This is a genomic window from Maribellus sp. CM-23 (genome assembly GCF_021354595.1).
Lineage (GTDB): Bacteria > Bacteroidota > Bacteroidia > Bacteroidales > Prolixibacteraceae > Draconibacterium.
The window spans coordinates 81,686-107,939 of record NZ_JADWYJ010000001.1; the positions used below are offsets into that span (position 1 = coordinate 81,686).

The 26,254-nt window shown below is 41.7% G+C and carries 25 protein-coding genes and 1 riboswitch; of the genes, 6 read left to right on the forward strand and 19 right to left on the reverse strand.

Annotated features, from left to right (window positions below):
- The first annotated feature begins 45 nt into the window (after positions 1-45).
- The 5 genes from INQ51_RS00335 to INQ51_RS00355 all read left to right on the forward strand — a co-directional run bounded on the left by INQ51_RS00335 (position 46) and on the right by INQ51_RS00355 (position 4,959).
- Entirely contained in the window at positions 46-1,674 is a 1,629-nt protein-coding gene (locus INQ51_RS00335; RefSeq protein WP_233375902.1) for a S41 family peptidase, read from the forward strand.
- A gap of 4 nt (positions 1,675-1,678) precedes the next feature.
- Positions 1,679-2,290, forward strand: coding sequence for a nicotinamide riboside transporter PnuC (gene pnuC, locus INQ51_RS00340; protein WP_233375903.1), 612 nt, complete (start codon positions 1,679-1,681; stop codon positions 2,288-2,290).
- Positions 2,274-2,798 (forward strand): AAA family ATPase, encoded by a 525-nt coding sequence (locus INQ51_RS00345; RefSeq protein ID WP_233375904.1) that lies wholly within the window; start codon positions 2,274-2,276, stop codon positions 2,796-2,798. The genes pnuC and INQ51_RS00345 overlap by 17 nt, the downstream gene beginning before the upstream one ends.
- An 84-nt stretch (positions 2,799-2,882) precedes the next feature.
- Positions 2,883-3,809 (forward strand): serine O-acetyltransferase EpsC, encoded by a 927-nt coding sequence (gene epsC / locus INQ51_RS00350; RefSeq protein ID WP_233375905.1) that lies wholly within the window; start codon positions 2,883-2,885, stop codon positions 3,807-3,809.
- 13 nt (positions 3,810-3,822) lie between these two features.
- Positions 3,823-4,959, forward strand: a complete 1,137-nt coding sequence (locus INQ51_RS00355; RefSeq protein ID WP_233375906.1) for a class I SAM-dependent RNA methyltransferase — start codon at positions 3,823-3,825, stop codon at positions 4,957-4,959.
- A gap of 185 nt (positions 4,960-5,144) precedes the next feature.
- Here the strand turns inward: INQ51_RS00355 and INQ51_RS00360 are convergent, their stop codons facing one another.
- Positions 5,145-5,297, reverse strand: coding sequence for a hypothetical protein (locus tag INQ51_RS00360; protein ID WP_233375907.1), 153 nt, complete (start codon positions 5,295-5,297; stop codon positions 5,145-5,147).
- Between the two features lie 135 nt (positions 5,298-5,432).
- Between INQ51_RS00360 and INQ51_RS00365 the strand changes: the two genes are divergently transcribed.
- Complete coding sequence (locus INQ51_RS00365; protein ID WP_233375908.1) at positions 5,433-8,306, forward strand: CHAT domain-containing protein; 2,874 nt, start codon at positions 5,433-5,435, stop codon at positions 8,304-8,306.
- 212 nt (positions 8,307-8,518) lie between these two features.
- Here INQ51_RS00365 and INQ51_RS00370 read toward each other — a convergent pair whose 3' ends face one another.
- From INQ51_RS00370 to INQ51_RS00455, 18 genes are all read right to left on the reverse strand, one after another.
- Entirely contained in the window at positions 8,519-10,030 is a 1,512-nt protein-coding gene (locus INQ51_RS00370; RefSeq protein ID WP_233375909.1) for a tetratricopeptide repeat protein, read from the reverse strand.
- Positions 10,020-10,607, reverse strand: a complete 588-nt coding sequence (locus INQ51_RS00375; RefSeq protein WP_233375910.1) for an RNA polymerase sigma factor — start codon at positions 10,605-10,607, stop codon at positions 10,020-10,022. The genes INQ51_RS00370 and INQ51_RS00375 overlap by 11 nt, the downstream gene beginning before the upstream one ends.
- A gap of 361 nt (positions 10,608-10,968) precedes the next feature.
- Positions 10,969-11,667 carry a hypothetical protein gene (locus INQ51_RS00380; protein WP_233375911.1) on the reverse strand — a complete coding sequence of 233 codons (699 nt, stop codon included), beginning with the start codon at positions 11,665-11,667 and terminating at the stop codon, positions 10,969-10,971.
- 169 nt (positions 11,668-11,836) lie between these two features.
- Positions 11,837-12,673, reverse strand: coding sequence for a sugar phosphate isomerase/epimerase family protein (locus tag INQ51_RS00385; protein ID WP_233375912.1), 837 nt, complete (start codon positions 12,671-12,673; stop codon positions 11,837-11,839).
- Between the two features lie 137 nt (positions 12,674-12,810).
- Positions 12,811-13,620: an ABC transporter ATP-binding protein gene (locus INQ51_RS00390; protein WP_233375913.1), complete on the reverse strand. Its 810-nt coding sequence runs from the start codon at positions 13,618-13,620 to the stop codon at positions 12,811-12,813.
- Positions 13,621-13,624: 4 nt separating this feature from the next.
- Positions 13,625-14,644: a FecCD family ABC transporter permease gene (locus tag INQ51_RS00395; RefSeq protein WP_233375914.1), complete on the reverse strand. Its 1,020-nt coding sequence runs from the start codon at positions 14,642-14,644 to the stop codon at positions 13,625-13,627.
- 3 nt (positions 14,645-14,647) lie between these two features.
- On the reverse strand, positions 14,648-15,463 hold the full coding sequence (locus INQ51_RS00400) for an ABC transporter substrate-binding protein (RefSeq protein ID WP_233375915.1): 816 nt from the start codon (positions 15,461-15,463) through the stop codon (positions 14,648-14,650).
- 74 nt (positions 15,464-15,537) lie between these two features.
- Positions 15,538-15,824, reverse strand: a riboswitch (cobalamin riboswitch).
- Between the two features lie 162 nt (positions 15,825-15,986).
- Entirely contained in the window at positions 15,987-16,295 is a 309-nt protein-coding gene (locus INQ51_RS00405) for a hypothetical protein (protein ID WP_233375916.1), read from the reverse strand.
- A gap of 135 nt (positions 16,296-16,430) precedes the next feature.
- Positions 16,431-17,240: a hypothetical protein gene (locus INQ51_RS00410; protein ID WP_233375917.1), complete on the reverse strand. Its 810-nt coding sequence runs from the start codon at positions 17,238-17,240 to the stop codon at positions 16,431-16,433.
- 290 nt (positions 17,241-17,530) lie between these two features.
- Positions 17,531-18,121, reverse strand: coding sequence for an RDD family protein (locus INQ51_RS00415; RefSeq protein WP_233375918.1), 591 nt, complete (start codon positions 18,119-18,121; stop codon positions 17,531-17,533).
- A 75-nt stretch (positions 18,122-18,196) separates the two neighbouring features.
- A complete protein-coding gene (locus INQ51_RS00420; RefSeq protein WP_233375919.1) occupies positions 18,197-19,042 on the reverse strand; it encodes a DUF4349 domain-containing protein in 846 nt (281 codons plus the stop codon).
- A gap of 179 nt (positions 19,043-19,221) precedes the next feature.
- A complete protein-coding gene (locus tag INQ51_RS00425) occupies positions 19,222-19,983 on the reverse strand; it encodes a hypothetical protein (RefSeq protein ID WP_233375920.1) in 762 nt (253 codons plus the stop codon).
- Between the two features lie 200 nt (positions 19,984-20,183).
- Complete coding sequence (locus INQ51_RS00430; RefSeq protein WP_233375921.1) at positions 20,184-20,900, reverse strand: RluA family pseudouridine synthase; 717 nt, start codon at positions 20,898-20,900, stop codon at positions 20,184-20,186.
- Between the two features lie 223 nt (positions 20,901-21,123).
- A complete protein-coding gene (locus tag INQ51_RS00435; protein ID WP_233375922.1) occupies positions 21,124-21,606 on the reverse strand; it encodes a DUF4405 domain-containing protein in 483 nt (160 codons plus the stop codon).
- A 1-nt stretch (position 21,607) separates the two neighbouring features.
- Complete coding sequence (locus INQ51_RS00440) at positions 21,608-22,204, reverse strand: NAD(P)H-dependent oxidoreductase (protein WP_233375923.1); 597 nt, start codon at positions 22,202-22,204, stop codon at positions 21,608-21,610.
- Positions 22,205-22,285: 81 nt separating this feature from the next.
- Positions 22,286-22,840: a Crp/Fnr family transcriptional regulator gene (locus tag INQ51_RS00445; RefSeq protein ID WP_233375924.1), complete on the reverse strand. Its 555-nt coding sequence runs from the start codon at positions 22,838-22,840 to the stop codon at positions 22,286-22,288.
- A 177-nt stretch (positions 22,841-23,017) separates the two neighbouring features.
- On the reverse strand, positions 23,018-23,449 hold the full coding sequence (locus INQ51_RS00450) for an energy transducer TonB (protein ID WP_233375925.1): 432 nt from the start codon (positions 23,447-23,449) through the stop codon (positions 23,018-23,020).
- 1,072 nt (positions 23,450-24,521) lie between these two features.
- A complete protein-coding gene (locus tag INQ51_RS00455) occupies positions 24,522-26,105 on the reverse strand; it encodes a beta-N-acetylhexosaminidase (RefSeq protein WP_233375926.1) in 1,584 nt (527 codons plus the stop codon).
- Positions 26,106-26,254: the final 149 nt, after the last annotated feature.

Here is a 26,254-nt window from a genome sequence, read left to right on the forward strand (position 1 = left end):
GAAGCAATATTTGGCAGCTTACCGGGTTACATTAACAAAAAGACTATGAAAGTTTCAAGATTTAATAAAACGTCCAACTTAGGGCTAAGGATACTTTTAGCAATTTTTCTGGCTTGGCCTTTTGCGCAGCTTTCCGCACAGGAAAACGTTCAGCAAAGCCAACTGAAATTTGGCCGCCTGCTTCGGTTGATTGACGGTTATTATGTTGATTCGGCCAATGTCGAAAAGCTGGCAGAAGATGCCGTTGTTCATGTACTGAGTGAACTGGACCCGCATTCTACCTACATTTCAAAAGAAGAAGTGGAAAAGATGAACGAACCTTTAAAAGGAAATTTTGAAGGTATTGGCATATCGTTTAACATTTTCAAAGATACTTTGCTGGTTACAACCACCATTGCCGGAGGCCCTTCCGAAAAAGTTGGCTTACGGGCCGGCGACCGGATTGTGGAAGTGGATGGTAAAAACATTGCAGGTATCGGCCTTAAAAACTCCGATGTTTTTGACATGCTTCGGGGAGATAAAGGCACTGAGGTGAATCTGAAGGTGTCGCGCAAATTGGAAAAAGACCTTCTGGCTTTTACCATCATCCGCGATAAAATTCCGATTTACAGCCTTGATGCCTCTTACATGCTGAATAAAAACACAGGCTACATAAAACTGAGCAGGTTTTCGGCAACCACCAACGACGAGTTTGTGGGAGCCATGAAAGACCTGAAACAACAGGGGATTGAAAACCTGGTGCTTGACCTGCGTGGCAACGGCGGAGGCTATTTAAAAACCGCGATTGAAATTTCAGACCAGTTTCTTGACAACAATAAACTGATCGTTTATACAAGTGGCAAGAACGATCCCAAACGGGATTACGATGCTTCGGCCAAAGGTTTGTTTGAAACCGGAAAGCTGGTTGTTTTGGTAGACGAAGGATCAGCCTCGGCCAGCGAAATTGTGTCCGGCGCTGTTCAGGATTGGGACCGTGGAGTTATAATTGGCCGTCGTTCGTTTGGAAAAGGACTTGTACAAAAACCATTTTTCCTGACTGACGGATCAATGGTTCGGCTTACAACCGCCCATTATTATACACCAAGTGGGCGCTGTATTCAGAAACCATATGAAGACGGCGTGAGCGAATACAGAAAAGATTACACCAACCGGATGAGCAACGGCGAAATGTTTAATGCCGACAGCATTCATTTTGATACTTCTTTAAAACACAAAACACTGGTGAATGGCCGAAGTGTTTACGGAGGAGGTGGTGTAATGCCCGATATTTTTGTTCCGCTCGATACTTCACACAACTATATTTACCTGAACCAGTTGAGAAGAAAAAATGTGGTTTTCAACTACGTCCTCGATTTCATTGATACAAACCGCGATGAGCTGAAAAAAGACTATCCGGAATTTGATCAGTTCAACCGGAATTTCACCATTGGTGATGATGCAGTGGAAGAAATTGTAAGCCGGGGAGAAAAAGAAGGCGTGGAAAGAAACGATGAAAGTATTGCTTTTATAAAAGACAATTTAAAGCAAGAATTAAAGGCTTTTATCGCCCGCGATGTGTATTCGCGTAACGACATGTACAAAGTTCTCAATGAGGACGATCCTGAAATAAGTAAGGCACTGGAGGTACTCGACGATAAAAAAGAATACGAGGGCCTACTGGTAACCAACGAATAATTTTATGACTGAGACAATTCTGGAATGGCTTTCAGAACACCAAACGGAGGTACTGGGAGCCATTCTTGGTATGATATATATATTCTTTTCGATCCGCCAGAATATATTCACCTGGCCCACCGGACTGATTTCCTCGTTTCTGTACGTTATCGTATTTTTTGACGTAAAGCTATACGCCGACATGGGACTACAGGTCTACTATGTGGTTATAAGCTTGTATGGCTGGTATTTTTGGATGAAAGGGAAAAAACCGGATGCCCAGGCACAGGTTCCGGTACGGCTCACTACCTCAAAACTAAGATACATGCTGGTAGCAGCATCGGTTGTTTTGTACGCTCTTATCCTGTTTATCCTAAAAAACTTTACAGATTCGGATGTTCCATACCTGGATTCTTTAACCACAGCCTTGAGTATCGTTGCCACCTGGATGCTGGCTAAAAAGTACGTTGAACACTGGCTCATCTGGATTTTTGTCGATGCAGTTTCGGCAGGTCTCTATGTATATAAAGGTTTATGGGCCACTGTTATCTTGTTTTCGATATACACGTTTATGGCCATTTATGGTTATTTTGCATGGAAGAAAGATTTATTGAAACGAGTTGAAGCAGCGTCCTAAAATAATAGCCATTACCGGGGCCGAATCTACCGGAAAAAGTAATCTGGCCAGGGAACTATCAGAACATTACGGAGCGCCGTTTATTCCTGAATATGCACGCGACTACATTCAGAACCTGGATAGAAAATACACCTTTGAAGATGTTGAGTACATTGCGCAAAAACAGGTAGAGCAATACAATGACCTGATCAAGTCAGGTTTCCAGGTCATTTTTCTGGATACCTGGTTACTCATCACAAAAGTGTGGTTCGAGGTCGTTTTTGGCAGGATTCCCCACTGGATTGAAAACGAATTAAAAAACACAAAAATTGATCTATTTCTTGTCTGCGACACAGACCTTCCCTGGATCTCAGATCCTGTTCGTGAAAACGGGGGAGAGAACAGAGAGCGCTTGCAGGAAAAATACATCAGCGAAATCGGAAAATACGGTTTTCCCTACGAAATCATTCAGGGCATGAACGGAACAAGAGTACAAAATGCCATCTCGGTGATCGACAGGATACTTTAACCTTTATCAACAAAACATTCAATAAATCGTTTTTAATGTAATTTGTTAAGCGATACTGCTTAGCTTTGCATTAGACTAAAAATTATGACAACACAGGAATTCGAAAACCGATTGCAGAACACCATTGATAAACTGAGTGAACCCGAGTCTTACAAACTGGTTTGTCACGAACATCTTAAAGGAGAACCCCTGCCGTCGAATAAAAACATTGCCCGGATTATTGAGCTGGTTCGGGAAATCCTGTTTCCCGGGTATTTTGGAAATACAACCCTGCGGGGAGGTACGACCAAACACTACATGGGAGTTTATGTGGATGAACTTTACGAATTATTAAGCGGGGAAATTCTTGCCAGCATGTGTTTCGAATGTGAAGAAACAACCATTAGCAAAGTAGAACGACACCGTTCAAAATCAGAACAAGACACCATTGATCTGATCGAATTTCTGCCAGAAATGAGGCGCCAGTTGGTAACCGACGTTGAAGCAACCTTTCTAAACGATCCGGCAGCCAAAAATTACGGAGAAGTCATTTTTAGTTATCCGGGAATCCGCGCCATCACCAACTATAGGTTGGCACACCGGCTTTTGCAACTGCAGGTGCCGCTTTTGCCACGCATTATCGCTGAAATGGCGCACAGCGAAACCGGGATAGACATACACCCACGGGCGCAAATTGGGGAAAGTTTTACTATTGACCACGGAACCGGTGTAGTTATTGGTTCTACCTGTATTATCGGAAGCAATGTAAAAATATACCAAGGGGTAACTCTGGGTGCCAAAAGCTTTCCGCTCGACGAAAACGGGAACCCGATAAAAGGCATACCGCGCCACCCGATCGTGGAAGACGATGTGGTAATCTATGCCGGGGCTACCATACTTGGCCGGGTAACCATTGGAAAAGGTTCTGTAATCGGAGGAAATGTGTGGGTTACCAACGATTTGCCGCCCAATTCACGTATTATTCAAAAAAGACCAAAAGAATCAACATTTACCGACGGAGCCGGTATTTGATAAACTCAAAATATTGAAAGATTATAAACTGATTGCAAAAACTTTTGCAGGGCTGGAAGATGTACTGGCCAAAGAGGTAAAACGTCTGGGCGGAAAAAATGTACGTCGCGGAAAACGAGCCGTTTTTTACGAAGGTGATCTTGAAATGATCTATCGTTCCAATTACTATCTGCGAACGGCGTTAAAAGTATTAAAAGAGATTGATCATTTTCAGTTTAAGAATGTAGACCAGTTTTACCTAAAGTGTAAAAATATCGATTGGTCGAAGCACCTGGGACTTGAAGATACCTTTTCAATCGACAGTGTGGTGGTAAACTCAAGGGACTTCCGTAACTCAATGTTTGCCTCCCTGAAAGTTAAGGATGCGATCGCTGATTATTTTCGCGAAAAACAGGGAAAACGGCCCAATGTAGATACCGATAATCCTGACCTGATCATTAATGTTCACATTTTCCAGAATACATGTACCATCTCCCTCGACAGTTCGGGTGAATCGTTGCACAAAAGAGGTTACCGTATAAAACAAGGCGATGCCCCCTTAAACGAGGTATTGGCAGCCGGCATGATTATGTTGGCTGGCTGGTACGGAAACTCCGATTTTATGGATCCGATGTGTGGTTCAGGAACCATCGCTATTGAAGCAGCCATGATTGCCCAAAATATTCCGGCGGCTAAATTCAGAAAAGAGTTTGCTTTTCAGAACTGGAACGATTACGACCAGCTTTTATGGGATAAAATTACCGAACCTACAGAAAAACGTGAATACCGTTATACCATATATGCTTCGGATATATCAGCTGGCAATCTTCTAAACGCACAAACAAATGCGCGGCGGGCGTTGGTTTTTAACAAAATCAAATTTGCGGTAGCAGACTTTAAAGATTTGCCCATTGAGATGCACAACGGCACCATTATTACCAATCCACCCTATGGAGAGCGTTTAAAAAGCGAAAATTTAGATAGTTTGTATCAAATGATAGGAGAACGCCTTAAGCACCATTACTGCGGCAATGAAGCCTGGATTATAAGCTCAGCTAAGGAAAGCATGAAATACATTGGATTAAAACCCACGAGTAAACAGGAGCTTTTCAACGGAGCTTTGGAGTGTAACTTCAATAAATACGAAATCTTTGAAGGGAAAAGAAGTTGAGTTGAGTCTTTCAAACCAAAAGGGGTTTAAAACGTTGCGTCTTAACCCCCTGTACTAACAACTTAATTGGTTCTGTATATAGGCTACTCTTCTTCCTAATTTTAAAGAAACGTATTAATCTTAGTTAAACAAGGATACTCTATCCTGTAAGACAATAAAAATAAAACAGCTAATGATTTGAGGTATTATCCCTCTAAAGTATCATAAACATCCCTATCTCTGGATTTTGGTCTTGACTCGTCACCACCTTTTAAAGTTCTCATTTCCTCATTGGTCAAAACGTCAAAATTGAAGCTAGCAAAAGTGTTTTCAGTTGTTTGTCCCAGTACCCTTTTCATGATTAAATAGATTAATTCGTTAAACTTTTTAAATACACATTCACTTATATATTCCTAAAAGCCTAAAAAGGTAACCCCCGAATTTGAAAAAAATTAAAAAACCTTTACTTTGGCGTTTGAAATCATAACATTATTATGGGCAAAATTGGAACCTTTTATCTTTTAGCTTTCCTAGTGTTCCTTTCAAATATTCTTTTGGGACAGACAAATAACAATGATCATTACAACATAAGAGTCAGAGAGTTATACAATGCAGGCATTAACCTAAATAATCAAAAAAGAAGTATTGAGGCTCTTGATTCATTTAAACTCGCTCTCGACTATAGAAAAAAAATTTATGGAGAGGAAAATTATTTTTTAGGGACAATATATGTTTCCATTGGAATTACCTACAAATTACTGGGCAGAAATGAAGAAGCACTTCGAAATTATAAGTTAGCAGAAAAAAACTATCTTTTAAGAAATGACTCAAACTTAGTTTCTTTGGCCAGGCTATATCGAAATATAGGTAATATCTATCGAGCGAAATTAGACTATCTACAAGCTTTAAAATATTCTCAACAATCTCTAAATATCTATTCAAACCAATCCTCCATCAATGAATACGATATACTAGAGGCGAACTATGCTATTGCAGAAATTCACTATTTGAGGGAAGATTATCAAGATGCCATCGAAATGCTTAAGCTGTATGAGAGTACACCAGATACACTAAATAGAATTTATTATTTAGAATTATTGGGTATTATTTATCAAAAAACAGATAACGTTAGCTTAGCCAAACAATATTATGAGAAGAATTTAGCTCTTTCCATATCTTATTATGGAAAAGATCACCTAGAAACGGCAATTACTTACCTTAATTATTCTGAATTTCTTTCTAGTATATCTGAATATGAAGACGGTCTGGCAGCTTTAAATAATGCATTTAATATTATCAGAAAAAGCCAAGATAAAAGAGGAGTTGAACTATCACGCTACTATGAGTTCAAAGGAGAACTCATAAGGAATAGACCCATTGAATCTCCAAGTGTACTTTCATTTAAACAGCAAAAAAGGAAAAATCTGGAAGAAGCAATACAATGGTATAGCGAGAGCCTGCAAGCGCTTTACAAAGAAGATACCGAACTTAAAATAGGGAATTTAACCACCGATAACTGTTTATCATTTACTGACTGTGTTATACTGTTAAAGACCATAGCCGATACTTACTCAGAAATAGCTATCCTAAATAATGACCCCAAAGGTGATATTTATTTGAGTTCGCTGGAAAACGCTCTTGAATACTATAAGGTAACCAGCCAACTAATCCAACGCGCGCGAATGGAAATATCAAGTGATGAGAGCAAGCTACAGCTCGCCAGCCTTGAATCGTCAACATTCTCGAAAACCATTGAAACTGCTTACCTGGCTTATGATTACAATCAGGACGAGCAATACCTGGACCTTGCATTTCAGAATGCAGAGCAAATGAAAAGTATCGCTGTTTTTGACAAAATATCGGATGACCTTGCCCAGGAAAACAGCCTGATTCCTGACACTCTACTAGAACTCGAAAGCAAGCTAAACAGTACCATATCAACCTTTAACGAAAAATTATTTGAGGAGCAAAGTAAAGACAGTGCCGATTCAAAGTTAATTGCAGAGTACAACAACAAAATTTTTGAGGCCTCGAAAAGCCGCGACGAACTGAATCACCTATTAGAAGAAGAATATCCGGATTATTACAACCTGAAATATTCCGCTTCCATGCTTAATGTAAATGATGTACAAAATAAACTAAAAAAGAATGAAGCAATAATCGAATATGCAATCAATCAAACAGATACTGCATCAGAGCTGTTTACTTTTCTGATTACAAAAGACCACAAGTTCTTTACTTCTCAAAAGATATCTTCCGATATGCAGCGGTCGCTCGAGTACATGTTTCATTTTATGACTACTCCCAATTTTCTTTTTACACACAACGAGGATTCAAAGCAATATTGCCAAGCCGCCAACGATATGTACACATTGCTGTTGCAGCCTTTTCAATATGCGCTAAAGAATATGAACTTAATTATTATTCCTGACGGGAAACTGAATTACATTGCGTTTGACGGCCTGCTAAAATCACTCCCGGACACAAGCCAGGTGATCGATTTTTCAAAATTGGATTATTTGATCCGTGACTTCAATATTAATTATGCCAATTCTGCAAATATTTATTTTAAGAACAGCCACTCCAAACGCCAGTTAAAAAATCACACACTGGCATTTGCTCCATTATATGCTTCCGAAAAGTTTGAACTATCAAATGCCAGTTACACGCTAATGCCACTTCCGGGTGTGCAAAAGGAAGTAGACGCTATTGCAAAGACCGTAAAAACAGACGTTTACAGGGGACATGAAGCAACGGAAGAAAATTTCAGAAAATTTAGCCAGGAATACGACATATTGCATTTGGCTATGCACGCATATATCAACGATTCCCTTCCGGCGTTCTCGAGACTTGCTTTCTCGCCAATGCCGGAAACGCCCAATGAACCGCTTGACAAAGACGGCTGGCTTAATACCGCAGACATCTACAACCTGAATTTACGAAATGCAAGGCTTACAGTCCTAAGTGCCTGCAACACAGGAGTGGGAAGAATGCAAAAAGGAGAAGGATTAATGAGTCTCTCCAGAGGATTTTTATATGCCGGCTGCCCTTCTATTGTGGTTTCGCTCTGGGAAGTTGAAGACCAGGCAGGAACGGAGATAATGACATCCTTTTACAAAAACCTTAAAAAAGGAAAAACCAAAGACGAAGCACTAAGATTAGCCAAAATAGAATACCTGGATCAATCCAATTCAAGATTGGCGCACCCTCACTATTGGATGAGTTTTAAGTCCATCGGAGACAATTCGCCACTTTACACCAGTTATGATATCTATTTCTTTGGAATTCTTATTTTACTCATTCTTATTTTCTCTATTGACCAGATCTTACGCATAAAGAAAGCCCGTCAGAAAAGACAGGCTTTATGAATGTGTATTTTTTCGAATAAATCTATTTCGCGTTGAATGTGTATATCTTCTACTTTGTTTCTTGATTCAATTTTATGGTGAATGTGTATTTAAAATCGAATCAGTCTATTTATTTCATTTGAACGCTTGTGTTATTTTGTTTCTCGATTCAATCTTTAAAAAGGTGAATGTGTATTTAAAATTGAATCAATCCACTTTTGAATGAACAGAATTTATTTAAACGTATACCTTAACTTGCGAATAATGGCTTTTGCATCTTTTTCGTAGTGTCCCTTACGGTCGATTACTGCCAGCAGCTCAGCCCTTGCCTCACTTCGCTTGTTCTCTTTCAAGTAGCACAAAGCTTTATACCACTCTGCTTCTTCCACGAATAAGTTATTTCCATGATTTATAACTTTCGTATATTCCTGAATTGCATTGTCGTACTGATCCAGGTTCTGATAACTCAATCCTTTGTAAAACTGGGCAACAAAGGCCTGGTCTTTCTGCGGAGTGACATTGTCCAGCTCTTTGATCGCTTTTTGATAATCGGATTGCTGGAAGTATATTTTTGCCGTCTGAATCGCGTCCAAACTTGCGTTCACAGAACGTTCGGAAGCCCAGGTAGGTGTTTCAAAATATTTTGCATAGGTCCCCTGAGTCGACTGCATTCCGGTATTTAAAATGCCCGCCAAACCGATCAAAACAACGATCATAGCCACACTGTTTCTCCAGAATCGCGTAGACTGCGTATCGAATCGTGGCATTACGATCGATTTTACTTCTTGCTTTTCTGAACCTCTGCGTGCCTCCGACAGGCTTTCCCGTAACGAGATAATGTCTTTTTCACCGATGGCTGAATTTATGTGTTCACGCAACGAGAGCTCAGCCATCAAGTCGGTATTTTCTTTTAATTCGATATTAAACTCTTCCAGTAATTCTTCATCGTCAAGAACACCATCGATAAAGTCTTCAATTGTATTTTCGCTTACATTCCACGAAGTTTCTGCATCCATAATGCTGCTCATCTCGTCTCTCAGCTTCATTACATCAAATTCTTCGAGCGCAGCCTCCAATTCCATATGCAGATTCACTTCTTCGAGCAGTTGCTTATTCTGCTTCATTTCAGCTTCAAATTCAGCCAAAATATTGTCATCCATCTCTCCGTTCAGGTAGTCATCAATTTCTTCGGCAGAATACTGAGGTTCTACAGATTTGGCTACCTGCTGCAAGGTTTCACGGAGATTCATTATGTCAGCTTCCAAAACGGCTTCTTCAAGGCCATCCAAATCTTCCATTTCGAAGCCATTCAGTTCCTCATCGTAACCGTTGACTTCGGCTCCATTCTGACCTTGTTCCTTGTAGAAATGATGGATATTCTCGTTACTTGTCTTTTCGTGTTGATACACGTGCACCTTGGGCAACGATTCAAAACTGTCCACCAGTTCTGCAAAAGTCAATTCGTCTGTCAGCTCCTGGATTTCTTCCAAATCCTCCAGCAAAGCAAACGATCCGTTTGTAATTTTTTCTGATTTTGTTTCCTCCTGAATTTCCAGAAGTTTGCCTTTGAGGTTTAACACGTCCATTTCGAGCACTGCGGCCTGTAGATTTTTGTGAAGTTCTACTTCTTCCTTCAGCTCTTGATTGAATTCCAGTTCTTTTTCGAATTCAAGTCTTTGCTGTGCGTCCATTAAATCTAAACAATAGTCTTCAATGCGTCCAATTAATTCTGTTTTAGGTGTCATCTTCAAGTATTTTTTTAAATTCTGTATCTTGCTTAATCCTTTTTATAAGCAGCTCTTTACACTTGAATTTTCGGGTTTTTGCATATTTCTCCGTTTTAAAGCCCATAATGCTTGCAATTTCTTTAAGCGAGACTTTTTCGAAAAACAGCTGCAACAACTTCTGGCAATCAGAACTAAGGGTTTTAAAATGCTTTTGATACAAACCGTACTTTTCGTTTTTTTCTACCAATTCCATCAGGTTATCATCGTAAATATCTTCCTGATATGGTAACGAATCGTTCAGTTTTTCTCGTTCTATTCGTCGTTTTTCAAGTTGTTTCAACCATAGAAACCTGCAAACCGAAAATAAATAGCCTTGAAAAGAACTCTTTTCGAAAATTAAATCATTCTCCTTTAATTTTCTGTAAATCACGATAATGGCTTCCTGAAATATATCGCTGGCATCATCTTCACTTCCCTGGTTCTTCTTAATGAAATAATTTACTTTATAGTAGTACTGTTTATAGATGTACTGTAAAATTAAATTATCATGCCTTAAGATTCCTTTCAGGATTTGCGCATCCGTATAGTTTATCATGTTCTATTATATTATTCGATTATTACGAAAAAGGTAACCCTTTATTTAAAATTATTCTATTCACAACTTAATCAACAATCTCCACTAAAAGCATCAACTAAGCTAATAAACAATGAATTACAATAAAAGTTAAAGATAAAAATTATCTTAAAAAAAGAAGCATAAGAGAAAAAATATGTTCAAAGGGGGCTAAAAACAAAAAGGACGGGTTCAACAACCCATCCTTTTCTCATTAAACTAACTAACCTAACTAAACCTAAACTTATGAAAATAAACGTACCGCAAAGATATAGCCGGAGAGCAAATGGAGCAAAAGAAAGGTGTTAAATCATGTTAAAGGCCCGATAAATTAACATGAATGTTACTGAGCAACGAAAGTATAATGAATTGTCCCTTTTTGAAGGGCCGGAGCAGCATCGTCTTTGTTAAAAATGGTACGGGTTGCCGCTTCCTGTGCGTACAAAAATATTTGCTGGTCGCGAATGGAATTGTTCTTTCTGGCGGTGGCGTCCACCACTGTCCCGTCACGGTTCACTTTAATATCCACAATAACAGTCCCACCTCCCTGCGCCAGGTAAACCGGAACAGGCAGACTCACATGGTAACGGTTCTCCAGGTAATAAACAATGTTACTTTCGCCTGCATAAATCACATTTTTAATGGAATCCCTGTCCATGCCCTCTGTCGTTTCAACGGGCATCTTAATTTCGCTGAGATCCACTACGTCTTTTGAAAGGTTGTTACTAACGCTTGACGACAGTTTTTGGGCGGCTTCCACTTCTTTTAAATATTCATTGTCGAAGAATTCTTCTTTTGAAGTGGTGGTATTCTCACGCGCCGAGCGGTTGGACGCCAGGTTGGTTCTGTTGTTGACAGTTGGAGCGGGAGCTTGTTGTTGCTGTTTCTCCTGTTGTTCGGGTTCTTCCTCCGGAAGCTCGGGTTCGGGAATATTATCCGGAAACTCAATCAGTATGACTTCTTCCTTAATGTTTCCCTTTTTGTCGATATCGGCCAGCAAGAAAGCTGAAAAAAGAAGAATGTGAAAGACCAGTGTCCCCATCACTCCGTAAATATTTCTCCGATATATATTCCCCAGTTTTTGCACCCGACAAAAGTATAAAATTAAGTGCTATTAAGATTCTACCTGAAAGGCATGAATCTTCTGCAAATAAAAAGGTGTTAACAATAACGCTAACACCTCTCAAATATTTAGTAAATATAAACTTCTTTTAGCGGGTTGCTACAATCATGGCCCTAAAATAACCGATTGATTCGGCAATTCCCATAAACGGGTTATCCATATTACGTTCGTGTTCCAGGCTAATTACGCCTGTGTAATTCACCTCTCTCACCATCTTTACAAAAGCCGGAAAATCGATAATACCGCGTCCAACTTCCACCGAATAGCCCAGTTTTGTAGTTCCGGTAACATCTTTCAGGTGAATGTCAAAAACACGTGAATGATACTTTTTGAGATCGGCCACAGGATCTTTACCGTTCCGGGTATCGTGGCCAATGTCCAGACACATGCCCATTCTTGGGTCAAGGTCTTTTGTTTTTTCCCAAACCTCGTCAGCATCCTGGTAAATGTCAATGTCCGGGCCGTGCAGGTGAATGGCATAAAAGAAACCGTATTCTTTTACTTTTTCTTCCACATACGGTAACAGGTCGTAATTCGGCACCCCGACAATCGTATTCACTCCTACCCTTTTGGCGTATTCAAAATATTTGTCGATGTCTTCTTTCGAACGCATGTAGAGAGGCCCCACGGCATAGCCTTTTACACCGTATTCGGCACATTTGGCATGGAAAGCTGCAATTTCCTCATCGGTACTTTCAATGGGTAAATGAAAATCCTTGATACACAAATAATGAACATCGCAACGCTTCAGCGTCTCCAGTGTAGTTTGCAAATCAAATTTATGAAAGGTATAACCGGCAACTCCCAGTTTGAAATTTTCTTTTGTTTCGGGTGCGGGCTGCGGATCGGGCCTTTGGGCTTGCTGAGCAACCACCGCCAGTTGCAACAAGAAAATCAGAAAAGTAAATGTTAGAAATTTCTTCATGGTTCAATGATTTAGATGTAATGGGTATAAAAGTAGCAAATAATTTACGGAAGCAGACCTACCAAGTAAAAATGGAATGCAGGGCATCGCATAATCACCAACCAGTAAATCTTAATTGCTGAAAATTTCAACAGGTTTCACGAAAGCTTTTTTGTACTCATTACGTCTTCCGAAATCAAGAAAACAACCGGTTTCCCGGAAACGGGATTGGTACGGGTAATCACTACTGTATCGTACACCGCCTCAATGTCTTTGTAATTAAGCACGTCCATCGGAACTCCTGTCTTTCTGACTCCCCCCTTTTGCATCATGATCAGCTGATCACAGTATTCACCGGCCAGGTTTAGGTCGTGAATAATCATCAGGATGGTCAGTTTCAGGTCGTGGCTCAGGCGGCGGATAAGATTCAGAATCTGAACCTGGTGCGTTATGTCGAGGTGCGATGTGGGTTCATCCAGCAAAAGCAACTGGGGCTCCTGGGCAAGCGCACGGGCAATGCCGGCCAGCTGTTGCTCCCCTCCGCTCAACGCGTTCATGTACTTGTTCCGAAGCCGGTCCACACCGGTTAATTTCATGTATTTCTCGGCAATGGCAAAGTCGTTCTCGTTTTCGAAAAACTGAAACTGTTTGCGATAAGGCATGCGGCCCATCAGCACATATTCCTCCACCGTCATAGCACCTGCTTCGATGGTTTGGGTAACAATGGCCAAGTTTTGCGCCCGTTGCCGCAGACTCATTTTGTGGATGTTTTTCCCGTCTAAAGTAACTACACCCGTTAAGGCTGAAAGCTCGGCAGAGATTCCTTTAAACAAGGTGGTTTTCCCCGATCCATTCGGGCCAATAATCCCCACAAAATCACCTTTCTGAATCCCAAAGCTGACATCATCCAGGATAAAATGCCCCGGATATCCGCACGAAAAATGCTCTATTTTAACAAACGACTGCATATATTCAATTCAACTTAACGTGAGAACGTGACCGACTCAACACAATAATAAATACCAATCCTCCTGCAAATCCCGTAATTACGCCAATCGGCAACTCGTTGGGGGCTATGATCGTCCGTGCAATGGTATCGCTCAGCACCAGGAAAATAGCACCTCCCAGGAAAGACCCGGCCAGCAATACGCGATAATCATTGCCAATAACCAAACGCACCAGATGCGGAATTACCAGCCCCACAAAACCGATCACCCCGGCTACCGAAACCGCGATCCCGGTCAACAGCGAGGCCACAAAAAACAACAGGCGAACCGTTACATCGGTATTGATCCCCAGATGTTTTGCTTTGGCATTTCCCAAGCGCAGCGCATTTAGAGGTTGGGCAAAGAAATAAGTGATGATCAACCCGGCCAGCGACGAATAAAGTGCAATGCGTATTAACATCGAATTTGATTCATCGAGCGAACCCATCACCCAAAAAACAATGCTTTGCAAATTATCGGTAGTGGAAATCGACATCAAAAACATCATGGCCGACGACGAAATAAAACTCACCATTACACCAATCAGCAACATGCTGTTGATGCTAAGCCCGGCCCTTTTTATGCTTAGAAAATAAACCAGAAACAAAGTGATTATCGCTCCTAAAAAGCCAAACACCGGAAGCGTAAGAAAACTCAGGCTATTCAGTCCAAAAACAATGGCAATGGCAATCCCCAGAGCTGCTCCTCCCGAAATTCCAAGGGTATAGGGTTCCACCAGCGGGTTGCGGTAAATTCCCTGCAAAATAGCGCCCGAAAGGCTCAGGGCTCCTCCAACGGCAATGGCCAGAATCAGTCGTGGAATCCGGATCTGTGTCAAAATCGTAAACTCCATCGAATCGGGTTGCGAAAGTATTTGCGGGAGCCCGCCCAAACTGATGTCGATCTCGCCCGACGACAAGGAGATGGCCACCGACACGGCGAGCAAGAGCAACAAAGCCGCTAAAAACACAATCCACTTCCAATACCTGGTTCTTATTCCTGCCATTTGTTATTCACTTAAAAAACGATAGACATCTTCCAACGCGCTGACAAAATTCTGAGGTGTAGGACTGCACGAAGTCTCCGAATCGATCAGAAAGACCTTGCGTTTTTGCACGGCCGACACACTTTTGTAATTCATCCACTCTTCTTTTTCCGTCTCTCCAAAACCTCCCATCGTTGCAATAATAATCACATCGGGGTTACGCATCACCACACTTTCGCGGGTCATGGTGCCCTTGGTGAGGCCTGCGGCAATGTTGGAGCCGTTGCAAAAGGTAATGAAATCGTTCATATAGGTATTTTCCAGCACCGAGAAAATCGGGCTGGCGCCAATCTGGAAAAAGATCTTCTGTGGTTTCAGCAATTTGGTTAGCTGCTGAATTTCGGTCGCCCGTCTTTCCAGCGGAGCCAGCACTTCGAGTGCGTGCTCCGAGCTTCCCAGCAGGCCGGCAATGTATTTTGTCTGTTCGCAGATTTCGGCAAAATTACGCGGCGATTTCATGGTTTCTACCCTTATTCCCAGCTTTTCCATGGCCGCAATGTCCTGTTGTTTGGTTAGCTGCAAAGCCAGCACCAGGTCGGGTTTGAGCGAAAACAGCTTTTCAATGTTTACATCGATGGTGGAGCCTACCTGGTCAACGCCGTCGTTTACCGCCTGTGTGCAGTAACTGGTACAGCCCACCAACTTGCTCTGTGCGCCAATCAGGTAAATATTTTCGGTAATGGAAGGTGCCAGCGAAACCACGCGTTGCACCCCCGCAGCAAATCCCGGAATAACAAGCAACAACAGCACTACCGACAGCCAAATGCTTTTCGCATTCATTGGATACATTTTTCAGTCCGGAAACAAATGGTAGAATCATGTGAATGATTTCCGACACTTTACTCCCGAAGTTCGTTCATCTTTTTTTTGTTGGCAGGTTTTCTGGCTTGTTCTCTGACTTCAACCTTCTCATCCGTCCACCGACGGATAATGGTGTAAGAAAAGTCAGTTTGCTTTGAACAGATCCCTCGAAAACCATCATTTCACCTGATTATCTTCGGGATTCTGTCTTTCTAACGATCTGTATCTATACGCTCACAAATCAGAAGAAAAGCTAGAACTTACAGCTGCGGGTACAGCTCCGGAATTAAACCGGATTCCCTTTTAACGATCCTTCGTTACCAACCGCGGTAAAGGTAGAAAATTTTTCGTGGCAGTTGACCGGTCGGGCAAAGCAAGTCAGCACCTTGTTGGATTTACTTTCGTTTTTCAGGCTTAACAGGCTGGGGAAAAACCTCTTTGGGACATCCTGCTTATTTCCAGAGATGGGATGCTTACTTCCATTGTTGGTATGCATGTTTCCTTAATTGGAATGCGAGTTTCCTAAATCAGACTGCCTATTTCCTTCGACAGGATGCTTATTTCCTTTTAACGACAGCTTACTTCCTCTGATGGGATGCTTATTTCTATTAATGGGATCCTTACTTCCTCTGGTGGAATGCATATTTCTTTCATCGACATGCGTATTTCCTTGATCTACATGCATGTTTCCAAAATTGGATTGACTATTTCCTTTTACCGACAGCTTACTTCCTCTGACAGGATGCTTATTTCTTTCATTGACATGCGCGTTTCCAAAATCATCCTCTTTGTTTGTTGATTTCGATTTCATGCATTTGCATGCCTGTAAAATACTTCGGAATACTCCTGATTACAGGTTGGCATGAGCGGGGTTTATCCAGGATCGGCAACAAAAAAAGGAGAACATTGAGTGTCCCCCTTTTTAAACAAATATGCAGTTTTTTTCTTATAGCAGTTTCCTTACAACTACAGATCCGGCTATTACAACGAATAATCCCAGTATCCACCAGTAACTTACCGGTACCGCCAACGGCGGGCCCAACACTACATTGCCGGTGCTGTTTACTTCAACAGTGTAGTCGCCCATATCGCCATTAGAAAAGGTTGTAACAACTAAATCATATGTTCCTTCGGGCAAATTTGGGAGTGTCAATTTTGAAAGCAAGCCATCACCTCCGTCATCGTTAGAAAGTACAAGGTTCTGTTTAGGATTCAGGGGATCAAATGAACAATAGAGAAACAAATAACTATCGTCAAGACTTGTAGGCTCGACCACCTCAATAGTGACATCACCGGCTGTGGTTACAGTAAGCTTATGACGATTGTAGTATACGTTAGAGCCCGATCCGGAAAGATCGCCCTGGGTTGCACACAAATCCGACGGATTATAACTGGATCCCGCAACCCTGTTATAAGTTTTACTACCTGTGTTTAGTGTACCATTGCTGGTAAAACCGGATGTAATTGCAGCACTGCTTGCCGACTGAGCTGATTTAAGTGCCATTGAAGTACCGGCGGTTAGCTCCTTTAGCATAGCGTCCACCTGGTTTTGCAATGCTTCAGGAACGGTACTGCCATTTGACCGGTATGTGAAATAGTCAGTTAAAGCCGATTCAGCAGTTTGCATTTCCACGGTGCTTGCATTTGTTGCCAGTTGGTATTTGAGGGCCAAAGCATGAGCTTTATCCTGTATCTCGGTCTGGCAATAACCCGATAATGAAACAATCAATAGTAGAACAGTTAAAAGTTTTCCCATAATTTTTGTGTTTTTAAAAGACATTTTGAACAAAAGTAATCTATTATTGATAAACAGGAATAACATCAACTAGCTGTTAGAAAACACATTTCATAAGAAATAACTTGAGAGACCAGGGTAAAACCACCTTTGGGAATCTTGCTTTTTTTCTTAATCAGAACGCTTACTTCCTTCGTCGGAATGCGTGTTTCCTAAATAAGATTGTTTATTTGTTGATTTAGATTTCAGAGATTTGTATGCCAGGAAAAATACTTCAAAATATTCCTGATTATCAATCAGAAAATGTCATTTTATCTAATGCCTGGCAATGTGAGGCTCAATAAATAGAAATAAAATACTCCGATAAGCACGATAAAAACAAAGCTCCACCTTGGCTTTATACCCTTTATATCTGTCAGAATCGAATTGATCTTTTCTCGTTCCGTTCTAACAACCTTTGTATTGGCGAGAAAATCTCCTATTCTTCGCTGGGGGTTTATAAAGCCAATAAGCACCTCCAAAGGCCATGCAACCGTGATGGTCAGGTTGCGAACAAAACACTGTAATTCACTGGCTGGTTTCTCAGTTTGCCGACTAATCACCTGATACCCGACAATTCGTTTTGCCAGACTTTTTCCTCTAATAAAATCTTTGTTCAGATAAATAAATATCAGTGAGAAGAACAACATCAATGAAATTTCTTCGGGCATCTTTAAAGTATCATTACTAACAAGAATCATCAGTATTATCAAAGGTGGAACAATGACTATGATCATTATCAAGTGGTCCAGCAACATACTTGAAATCCGGAGAAACCGTGAATTCAGATCGACCGTCTCTGATGTACTTTCAACGGAGACCTCTTTCTGCGCACTGTTTGAGGCAATCATTTTATTATGCATAACAAATTAGTGTCGAACGTTAATGTTTGTAATATCTGCAGGGCTGTCTATCCTTATTCGGTCTGCACCACAATTCTATTTCTTAGTTTTCCTTTTTCCCAGCCGTATCAGGCCATAAACAAACAGCGTTACAATCATCCAAAACGGCCACAGGTTAACCACAAAGAGGATAAAATCGACAAAGCCAAACCAGCCTTTCGACAGAGCCTGTTTTAATCTTTCGCCAAAATTATCGCGGTCGGTCGGATTGTACTTAAAATCTTTTCGTTTCGAGAGCGTCAGGTTCAACGTACTGTAATCGACCAAATCGCCCAGGTATTTCAGCCTGCCGGTGGTACTTTCTATCTCCTCTTCCAAGCCACGGATTTCCTCTTGAATCTCCAGTATCTCTTTTACCGTTTTTGCCTGGGCCAGCAGCTCGTTGTAGCGTGCCAGGTAATTCTTTTTGTTTTGAAGCCGGGTTTCCAAATCGATGAACTGATCGGTTACATCCCGTGCATCGATCTCCTTGTATTTTATTTCGCCCTTGCCTTTTTCCACCTCGCTGATAAAGCGGTCGAAGTTTGACGCGGGGATCCTGATTTTTAAGTCATACGACGATTCGCGGTCGGTATTGTTATAGCGCTCGTTGTCGTAATAACCCTCATAGATTTTCACCAATGTATCCACACGCGCTTTGGTACTTTCGAGGTCTTTTACCTCTATCCCCAAACGCCCGTCTTTGATGATTTTCTTTTTCACCACTTCCTGCTCTTTCACCGGGGGCGGCGGAGGTGGTGGCGGACTGAACTGATCTCTACGGTCCATTGGCATTGTGTCGTCGTATTGCTCACCTAAAGCATACGAAGCCTCGCCTCCCGGCTGTTGCCTGCACGAAGCAAGTAAAACGGTTAAAAAGATGATGGCAAAAATCGATTTCATTGGGTATGGTTTTTTATTTTAGTTGAGATAAGACCCGCATAATTTATGAAACCAATATATGCAGGGAGTACTCTTTTATAACATGTTGCTTTCGCTAAATATACAAATTACAATGCTTCGGAAACGCTCTCCCGGCAAGTAAATGCTGTCAGTCTGTACATTGGGTTGATTTACCCTTGCTACCAGGCATTCGTCTCATCCAGTCCCATATCGTTCGGATTATTCGGATCCCAGTCCATGTCCGCCTCATCGGGCAAAGGCACAATACTCTGCCACGCACCTTCGTCTACATGATCGCCCTCATCTGTCTGAGACCTCCAGTTAAAACTGATATGGTTGGGGTAATAATACCTCGGATCCTCGTCATCAATCGTATAGCCATAGGCAACGTCTGTCCATAAATCCACCATGTTGCCGTCATTTACCTCCGCCTGCGCATTTACTTCTTCATCCGCCATACTTGTATTAACGTCGCGTAGTCCGGGCGTCAGGTTCCAGGCCTTATCACCCGGCCCGCCTAATCTCCCGTTCCATAGATGCATTCGGAATACATCGTCCATAATGAAGTTCTCGGCCAACTCGCCCCATCCAACAGGATCTTCCGACGGGTTATTGGCACCGGCCTCCAGGGTTGCACCTGAAACCGTGGCTTCCACATGCGAAGCTCTGCCGTCATCTTCCTGATGGCCGAAATAATGTATGTCGATTTGCCGCTGAACCACCCCATCCACATCGCCCGAAGAAACGGCCTTCAGTTGCGTGGCTATTTTTGCCTGCGGGCTGTTGTTGGCCATTGCCTGTAATTTTCTTTGCGCAAGGATTTCCGGCCGGTTGTCGGCCATTCGAAATGCAACATCACCACTCTTCTTTTTTTGAAGCGATCCACTCTGCCCGGATTTACTTTTATTCTCCTGCTTTTTGTCTGCACGGGTATTCATCATCTGTTTATTTTGAGGTTTCAATCATTTCGTTGCCACATTATGTCTCCAACAGGCGGGGCATTTCCGAACACAAATCAAACTGCCAACCGGAATTCAACCGGGCATAATAACCCATCCTGTCATTTTTACCACCTCAATTTCCTGAATTTTCTTTACATCGTCAAGTCCCAAGGCCACCTTAACATTTTCGGGAGTTGAAATCAGCTTTTGCTTTTGCTGTCTTTTGCACTCATTAACGCGTTAAAACAGGCGGGAATACCGGTCTCAAAAGTCATTTCTTTTTGGGTAACCGGATGCTTGATGGTGAGCGAGCACGAATGCAGCATCAAACGTTTTACGGCTTTGTCGGCCAAGCCGTACACTTTGTCGCCGGCAACAGGATGCCCCTTTTCCGCAAAATGAACGCGTATCTGGTTTTTTCTTCCGGTAAAAAGATCAATTTCCACGAGGCTGTACTTTTCGCTTTCTTTTAGCACCCGGTACCCTGTTTTTGCAAACTTCCCCATGGCCTTGTTTTTGGTGGAATACACCTTAAACATTTTGTTTTCGGCCAGGTACGATTCAATGATCCCTTCTTTATCGTTGAGTTTCCCGCCTAGAACTGCCACGTATTTTTTTCGGAAATCAGCCCAGTTTTGCTGTAAAAAGAACTTGGCCTTTTCGCTTTTGGCAAACACAAGCAGTCCCGAAGTGTCCCTGTCGAGGCGGTGAACAATAAAAACCCGCTCCCTTGATTTTGGGTTTCCTTTTTTCACATAGGCATTTAATAAGAAATGTGCACAGTGCTGTTTGTCCCTGTCGGTGCCCATCGACAACAAGCCGCTTATTTTATCCACCACAATAATCTCGCGGTCTTCGTACACAATTTCAAGCCCCCGCGGCTGGTGCTTTTTCGCCCCCATTTTATTGTCCGACATACTTTTTCTCTGAATTGATTGCGAAGATCGTCATATTTTGGGATTATAGCGTGGCTGGCAGAAATGATAGGGATGAAATAGGTGGGAAAACGGTAAATTGTATGTTACGTAGGGGATTTCGGAGAGCGTCACTGTCGACCGTTACGCCTTAATTTGATAAAAGCTGGAATGCCCGAAAACCGCTGAAACCCCTATGGAATATGCAAAATGTTGTGTGTAGTGTTTATTTTTCTCTTATTCGTTCAAAAGATATTACAAACCATTTCAATCGTTTTATTATGTGCAAGATAAAATATATTGAAAGAATAATCGCAATCTTATCGTGAATCTCTATGAATCCATTCCGAGTCGATTCGTTTCCATTCATAAAATCAATAATCCAAGGAATAAATCCTGTAATGGCAACTAGTAAAAAGATTACCGTTAAAGTAATTACTTGTCTGTTTTTATTGAATAATCTTTTTGAAATCACGTTTTTGTACCATTTCCAATGAAGCAAAATATGGAAAACGAATAAAATTAAGAGTATGATAATTGATATCTTATGAAAAATTGACCAGTCAGAATAATCAAGACCTATTACACTTTTATCTAATGGCTTGTAACCATGATTTCCCATGTGATATTCTAACTGAATTAATAATCCTGTATATATTGTCAATACAGTAGTGATGAGTAAACCAAGATTCGTGATAAGTTTTTTCATATTAGCATACTCTTTTTTGAATCTTTCTTTCAATATCCATAAGCCACAACTTGCGTTTTTCGTCAGATACTTGTTTTACCATATCATAACTTATCCATTTTCGGTTTTTAAAACCTAGCTTCCAAAATGTCCCACGCATAAATGCCATTTCTATGGCATTACCAAAAACCAAACGATATAACATTCTTGGTGTGTTCATTGTGGTTATTACAGTTACTCCCTTAATATTAGTCAATAGAGGCTTCATTTTTGTGTTGCTGCCATTAACATAGTCGTATGCCACACCAGGAAAAATAACTTTATCAACAAATCCTTTCATTAAAGCTGGCATTAACTCCCACCAAATAGGAAAAATAAAAATAATGTGGTCTGCTTTTTCAAGGCGGTTTTTGTACTCTATTACTTTAGTGTCAATAGGTTTCTTATCTCTAAATGCTTTTAAATCTTGAGAAGTCATCACAGGATTAAAATCCTCCTTGTCAAGATTTATAATGTCAATTTCGTGTTTTCCTTGTTTCAGACCATTAATGACTGAATTTAAAATTGCGCTGCAATAACTTCCCTCATAAGGGTGGTTGAATACAATTAATGCTTTCATGATTATGCTGTTTTTGATTTTACAGCACAAAGGTCAAAACTCTCAAATTGATGGACGATAACAATTGTTAATTAATTATTTCTATTTCCTATTTCGAATCCTACTAAGTGAAATTGGTGTAATGCCCAAAAAAGATGCGATGTAATGCTGTGGAATCCTTTTTATAAACTCTGGATGATTCTTAATCAATTCCTCATATCGCTCCTTTGGACTATTCTTTATCCTTGAAAGAAATAGCTGTCCGTAATTTCTAAATCGCTGAAAAATAAAATTTTGGAATTCCATTTTGAGCTCTGGGAAGCTAATTAATAAATTTTCAAAATCTGCTTTCTCAATTGTAATAATAGTTGTTGGTTCAATACTTTCAATTGCAAAAAGACTCGGTTCCCTGTTTATAAAACTGTCAATCGAAGCAACAGGTTGTCCTTCAAAAAAGAATTGAAAAGTTATATCTTTTCCGTCTTTGTTGAACCATTCTCGCAAACATCCACTTTTAATGAAAAATATATTGTTTGAAATTTCTCCTTCGTGTAAAAGGACTGTTTTAGAAGCAATGTTTTTTTCGATAAGTATATGTTGAAACTGGTTCCATTTATCCTTATCATCCTTAATTGTATTAATCAATTTATCAATCATCTCCAAGTTTGTTCAAGGCTCTGTTTACATTGTACACAACGGTCACTTGCAAGTTGTCGTTGCGGATTTCGAAGAGCGTCAGTGTCCGGTAGGACATGACGGTCAAGAAAGGAGCAGAGACAACGAACACCACTGCACCCGCAATGCAATTTGCAATTTGTTGGCAATAGTTTTTTATCACAATTTAAAATTAATTGGCAGGGTGTAAGTGACTCGAATTGGTTTCCCATGTTGTTCGCCAGGTTTCCACTTTGGCATTTTTTTCGCCACTCTCAAAGCTTCTTTGTCTAATTCGGGACTAACACCTTTCACAACCTTACAGTCAATAATTTTACCATCCTCTGCAACAATAAAATTGACGAATACTTTTCCTTCAATTTCATTTCGCCTTGCCTTTTCTGGGTAGTTAATGTTATTGCTTAAATATTCTATTAGTCGAGATTTTCCGCCTTTAAACTCTGGCATAGGGTCAACAATAACAATTGTGTCTTTACCATTTGTTTTATATTCAATACCATTTTTCATAAAAGCTGTGTAATCATCTTTTTTTTCTTGAGCATGAGTTGTACAGAAAGCCAAGATTAATAATAGAAGTGAAGCTAGTTTCATGTTCTCTTTGTTTGTGTTAGTTTAAAATTATTGCCAACGTATATGTATGTTGCAATGCATCTTATATTCTATTAGCATCCAGCTGCATAATTGATTGTCTTCGTGTATTTTATATTTCAAAATTTGGTATCTCAAGTGTTTGTTTTTTGCAAGAGTTTTTTCAATGTATCTGGTTCTTTTTCGTTTTCTAAAATAAACATAAAAAGAATTAATCGTACCCCGGGTAATATGTTATGCAGTAGTTTTCAGTCCGATGGGGGTACTTCGGAAGTGGGGAGGGGTACTTCAGAGACCCGCGTTTGGGCCTCCGAGGCTCAACGTTGAGGCTCCGAGAAACTAATTTTAGCCTTTTTTGTTAAAAGCCGGGGCAAAAAGGCTCAAGCGCGGGCCTCAATTGTTAAAATTCGGGGCAAAAAGGCTCTCGCTTGAGGCTCTGAGGTTCAAATTAGTTCTTCCAAAGCTGAAATTAGTTTTTCTGAAGCCCAAAGGAGTACTTCGGAGGGGTGATGTTGTGGCTCGGAGGGCAAAATAGCCATTTAACCGTTTAGCAATCACTGGTAGCTAGTTCAGTGTTCAAAGTTCAGAGTTCAGAGTTGCGCTCCATGCCCTTCGCTCTTTGCTCCGTGCCCTTTGCAATTTAACCGTTTTACAATTTGGCAATTGCTTACAATTCGGAGATGCCGTGTTGCCGTGTTGCCGTGTTGTTGTACTCGCAGCTCATGGCTCGAAGCTTGTAGTTCAGAGTTGAGCTCTTTGCCCTGTGCTCCATGCTTCCTGAAAGAGTTGGCTTCGCAAGCTCGCCATGACGTCAACGACGATGTGTTCCGGCAGCGGACAGCAGCAGACAATTTCCAGTTACGACACCTTATGTCTGCTGCCAAACGAAAACAAAAACGGGCGTCATTGCGATTCGTCCGACAGCAGACGGACGGAGAAGCAATCTGAAGGAGCGGTGATGCCGTAATGCAGAAAAATTAAAGCATTCATGCATTCAAGCATTTCCGCATTCAGTCCATCAGTCCATCACCGTTAAAGCTTGTGTAGTTCTCAGCTAAAAGTCATTAATTCCCCACTATTTCTGAGGCCCTTTTATTTCGGCGTCTTTCCCCGAGATATGGTCGAAATATTCAATCTGTTCTTTTTGATAGAGTTGGAACATCTTCTGTATCCGTTGCTGAAAATCGTTGTAGTCTTTGGCTTCGTCGTTTGTCCAGGCGGCTTCAGCGAGGGCCGAAATACGCGGGAAGGTCATAAACTCCAGCCTCGATTTAGTGGCGATCGTTTCGGTCCATAAATTGGCCTGAATACCCAGCACTTTGGGGTTTGCCAACGCCGACACCGGCAAAAACTCTTCGGAAGGGAAGCGATACACGCTCTCAACGGGGGCAAATTTTCCGCCCCATTTCCGTCCCGAGGTATGCTCTTCAACCTGTACAAAATCGAAGTACAACGGGATGCGCGGACACAGGATCACCGGAAAATCCTTTTCGAGCGCTTGCAGCAAAATTTCGGGTTTATCGTGACGCCACCACATGGTAAGGGCTTTGTCGCTGTCGATACCCGACGAAACCACTTCGTCCCAGCCAATCACTTTCTTTCCCAGTGCCGCCACCGAATCGGTCATCTGCTGTAAAAACCAGTGCTCCACTTCCACCAGGTTTGTCAGGCCCTGCTCTTCCATCAGGCGTTTTACGCCCGGCAGTGTGGGCCATTGCTGGTTCCCAAAACTCACCTCGTCGCCGCCAATATGAATGTACTGCGATTGGAAAAGCGTGGTAACTTCGCGCAAAATATCGGTTAAAAAGGCATACGTGGCCATGCTTCCCGGGTTGAAGGTAAAGTCGGGGTGTCTTTCAGAGCCACCGCCGCTGTACTCGGGGTAAGCCTTTACGGCAGCCGTGGCATGTCCGGGCATATCAATTTCGGGAATCACTTCGATATAACGAGCCGTGGCATAGGCCACAATGTCCCTGATTTCGTCCTGGGTGTAATACTGCGCCGGAGCCTGCCGGTTGCTTTGGTTTCCGATGCCGCCTACCTCGGTCAGCAGCGGGTATTTTTTAATTTCGATCCGCCAGCCGGGTTCGTCGGTCAGGTGCCAGTGAAATACGTTGAGCTTCTGCAGTGCCATTTGGTCGAGCAGTTTTTTTACCTCTTCCACCCCAAAAAAATGACGGGATTCGTCGAGCATAAAGCCCCGCCAGCCAAACCGGGGTTCATCGTCGATCTGTGCGCAGGAAATCTCCCCCGGTGTATCGGAAAACACAAACAGCTGCAACAAGGACTGTAATCCGTAAAAACAGCCCTGCCCGGTGGAAGCCTCCACGGTAATTTCCTTTGGGCTGATGGTAAGCCGGTAGCCCTGGGCATTCGTTATTTGCGGGTTATGCACCAGGCGAACGGCGGCTTTCTTGTTCTCCACCACCGACAAGCCAGCCAAATGCCGGGCGGATTCGGCAAATCCGGGAATAAGCGAACGAAAGGCATCGTTGCTGCTAAAAACCGTCAACTCCTTTTCACCCGTGAAAACACCTTCGTGGTTCACCACTGCATTGGGCCGTGGTATAACGCCCTGCCCCATCGCAAAGCCACTGGCCAATACCAGCCACATCAATAACACTACTTTTTTCTTGCTGCAAAATCGAAACATACTCATCGGTTCAGTTATTAATTGTACAAATTGATTTAGAAGTACTCAAAGCCAGGCCGTCTTTCTGCTTTCAAGTCGTCAAAAGACAAATCCTTCCATTTTCCCGGCTATTTTTTCGTTCTGGAAAAACTGCCGTGAAGTTATATAAATCATTG

Coding starts and splice junctions, on each gene's coding strand:
- INQ51_RS00335 (WP_233375902.1), top strand. CDS start 46: ATGAAAGTTTCAAGATTTAATAAAACGTCCAACTTAGGGCTAAGGATA.
- pnuC (WP_233375903.1), top strand. CDS start 1,679: ATGACTGAGACAATTCTGGAATGGCTTTCAGAACACCAAACGGAGGTA.
- epsC (WP_233375905.1), top strand. CDS start 2,883: ATGACAACACAGGAATTCGAAAACCGATTGCAGAACACCATTGATAAA.
- INQ51_RS00360 (WP_233375907.1), bottom strand. CDS start 5,297: ATGAAAAGGGTACTGGGACAAACAACTGAAAACACTTTTGCTAGCTTC.
- INQ51_RS00365 (WP_233375908.1), top strand. CDS start 5,433: ATGGGCAAAATTGGAACCTTTTATCTTTTAGCTTTCCTAGTGTTCCTT.
- INQ51_RS00370 (WP_233375909.1), bottom strand. CDS start 10,030: ATGACACCTAAAACAGAATTAATTGGACGCATTGAAGACTATTGTTTA.
- INQ51_RS00375 (WP_233375910.1), bottom strand. CDS start 10,607: ATGATAAACTATACGGATGCGCAAATCCTGAAAGGAATCTTAAGGCAT.
- INQ51_RS00380 (WP_233375911.1), bottom strand. CDS start 11,667: ATGGGGACACTGGTCTTTCACATTCTTCTTTTTTCAGCTTTCTTGCTG.
- INQ51_RS00385 (WP_233375912.1), bottom strand. CDS start 12,673: ATGAAGAAATTTCTAACATTTACTTTTCTGATTTTCTTGTTGCAACTG.
- INQ51_RS00390 (WP_233375913.1), bottom strand. CDS start 13,620: ATGCAGTCGTTTGTTAAAATAGAGCATTTTTCGTGCGGATATCCGGGG.
- INQ51_RS00395 (WP_233375914.1), bottom strand. CDS start 14,644: ATGGCAGGAATAAGAACCAGGTATTGGAAGTGGATTGTGTTTTTAGCG.
- INQ51_RS00400 (WP_233375915.1), bottom strand. CDS start 15,463: ATGAATGCGAAAAGCATTTGGCTGTCGGTAGTGCTGTTGTTGCTTGTT.
- INQ51_RS00405 (WP_233375916.1), bottom strand. CDS start 16,295: ATGAAATCGAAATCAACAAACAAAGAGGATGATTTTGGAAACGCGCAT.
- INQ51_RS00410 (WP_233375917.1), bottom strand. CDS start 17,240: ATGGGAAAACTTTTAACTGTTCTACTATTGATTGTTTCATTATCGGGT.
- INQ51_RS00415 (WP_233375918.1), bottom strand. CDS start 18,121: ATGCATAATAAAATGATTGCCTCAAACAGTGCGCAGAAAGAGGTCTCC.
- INQ51_RS00420 (WP_233375919.1), bottom strand. CDS start 19,042: ATGAAATCGATTTTTGCCATCATCTTTTTAACCGTTTTACTTGCTTCG.
- INQ51_RS00425 (WP_233375920.1), bottom strand. CDS start 19,983: ATGATGAATACCCGTGCAGACAAAAAGCAGGAGAATAAAAGTAAATCC.
- INQ51_RS00430 (WP_233375921.1), bottom strand. CDS start 20,900: ATGTCGGACAATAAAATGGGGGCGAAAAAGCACCAGCCGCGGGGGCTT.
- INQ51_RS00435 (WP_233375922.1), bottom strand. CDS start 21,606: ATGAAAAAACTTATCACGAATCTTGGTTTACTCATCACTACTGTATTG.
- INQ51_RS00440 (WP_233375923.1), bottom strand. CDS start 22,204: ATGAAAGCATTAATTGTATTCAACCACCCTTATGAGGGAAGTTATTGC.
- INQ51_RS00445 (WP_233375924.1), bottom strand. CDS start 22,840: ATGATTGATAAATTGATTAATACAATTAAGGATGATAAGGATAAATGG.
- INQ51_RS00450 (WP_233375925.1), bottom strand. CDS start 23,449: ATGAAACTAGCTTCACTTCTATTATTAATCTTGGCTTTCTGTACAACT.
- INQ51_RS00455 (WP_233375926.1), bottom strand. CDS start 26,105: ATGAGTATGTTTCGATTTTGCAGCAAGAAAAAAGTAGTGTTATTGATG.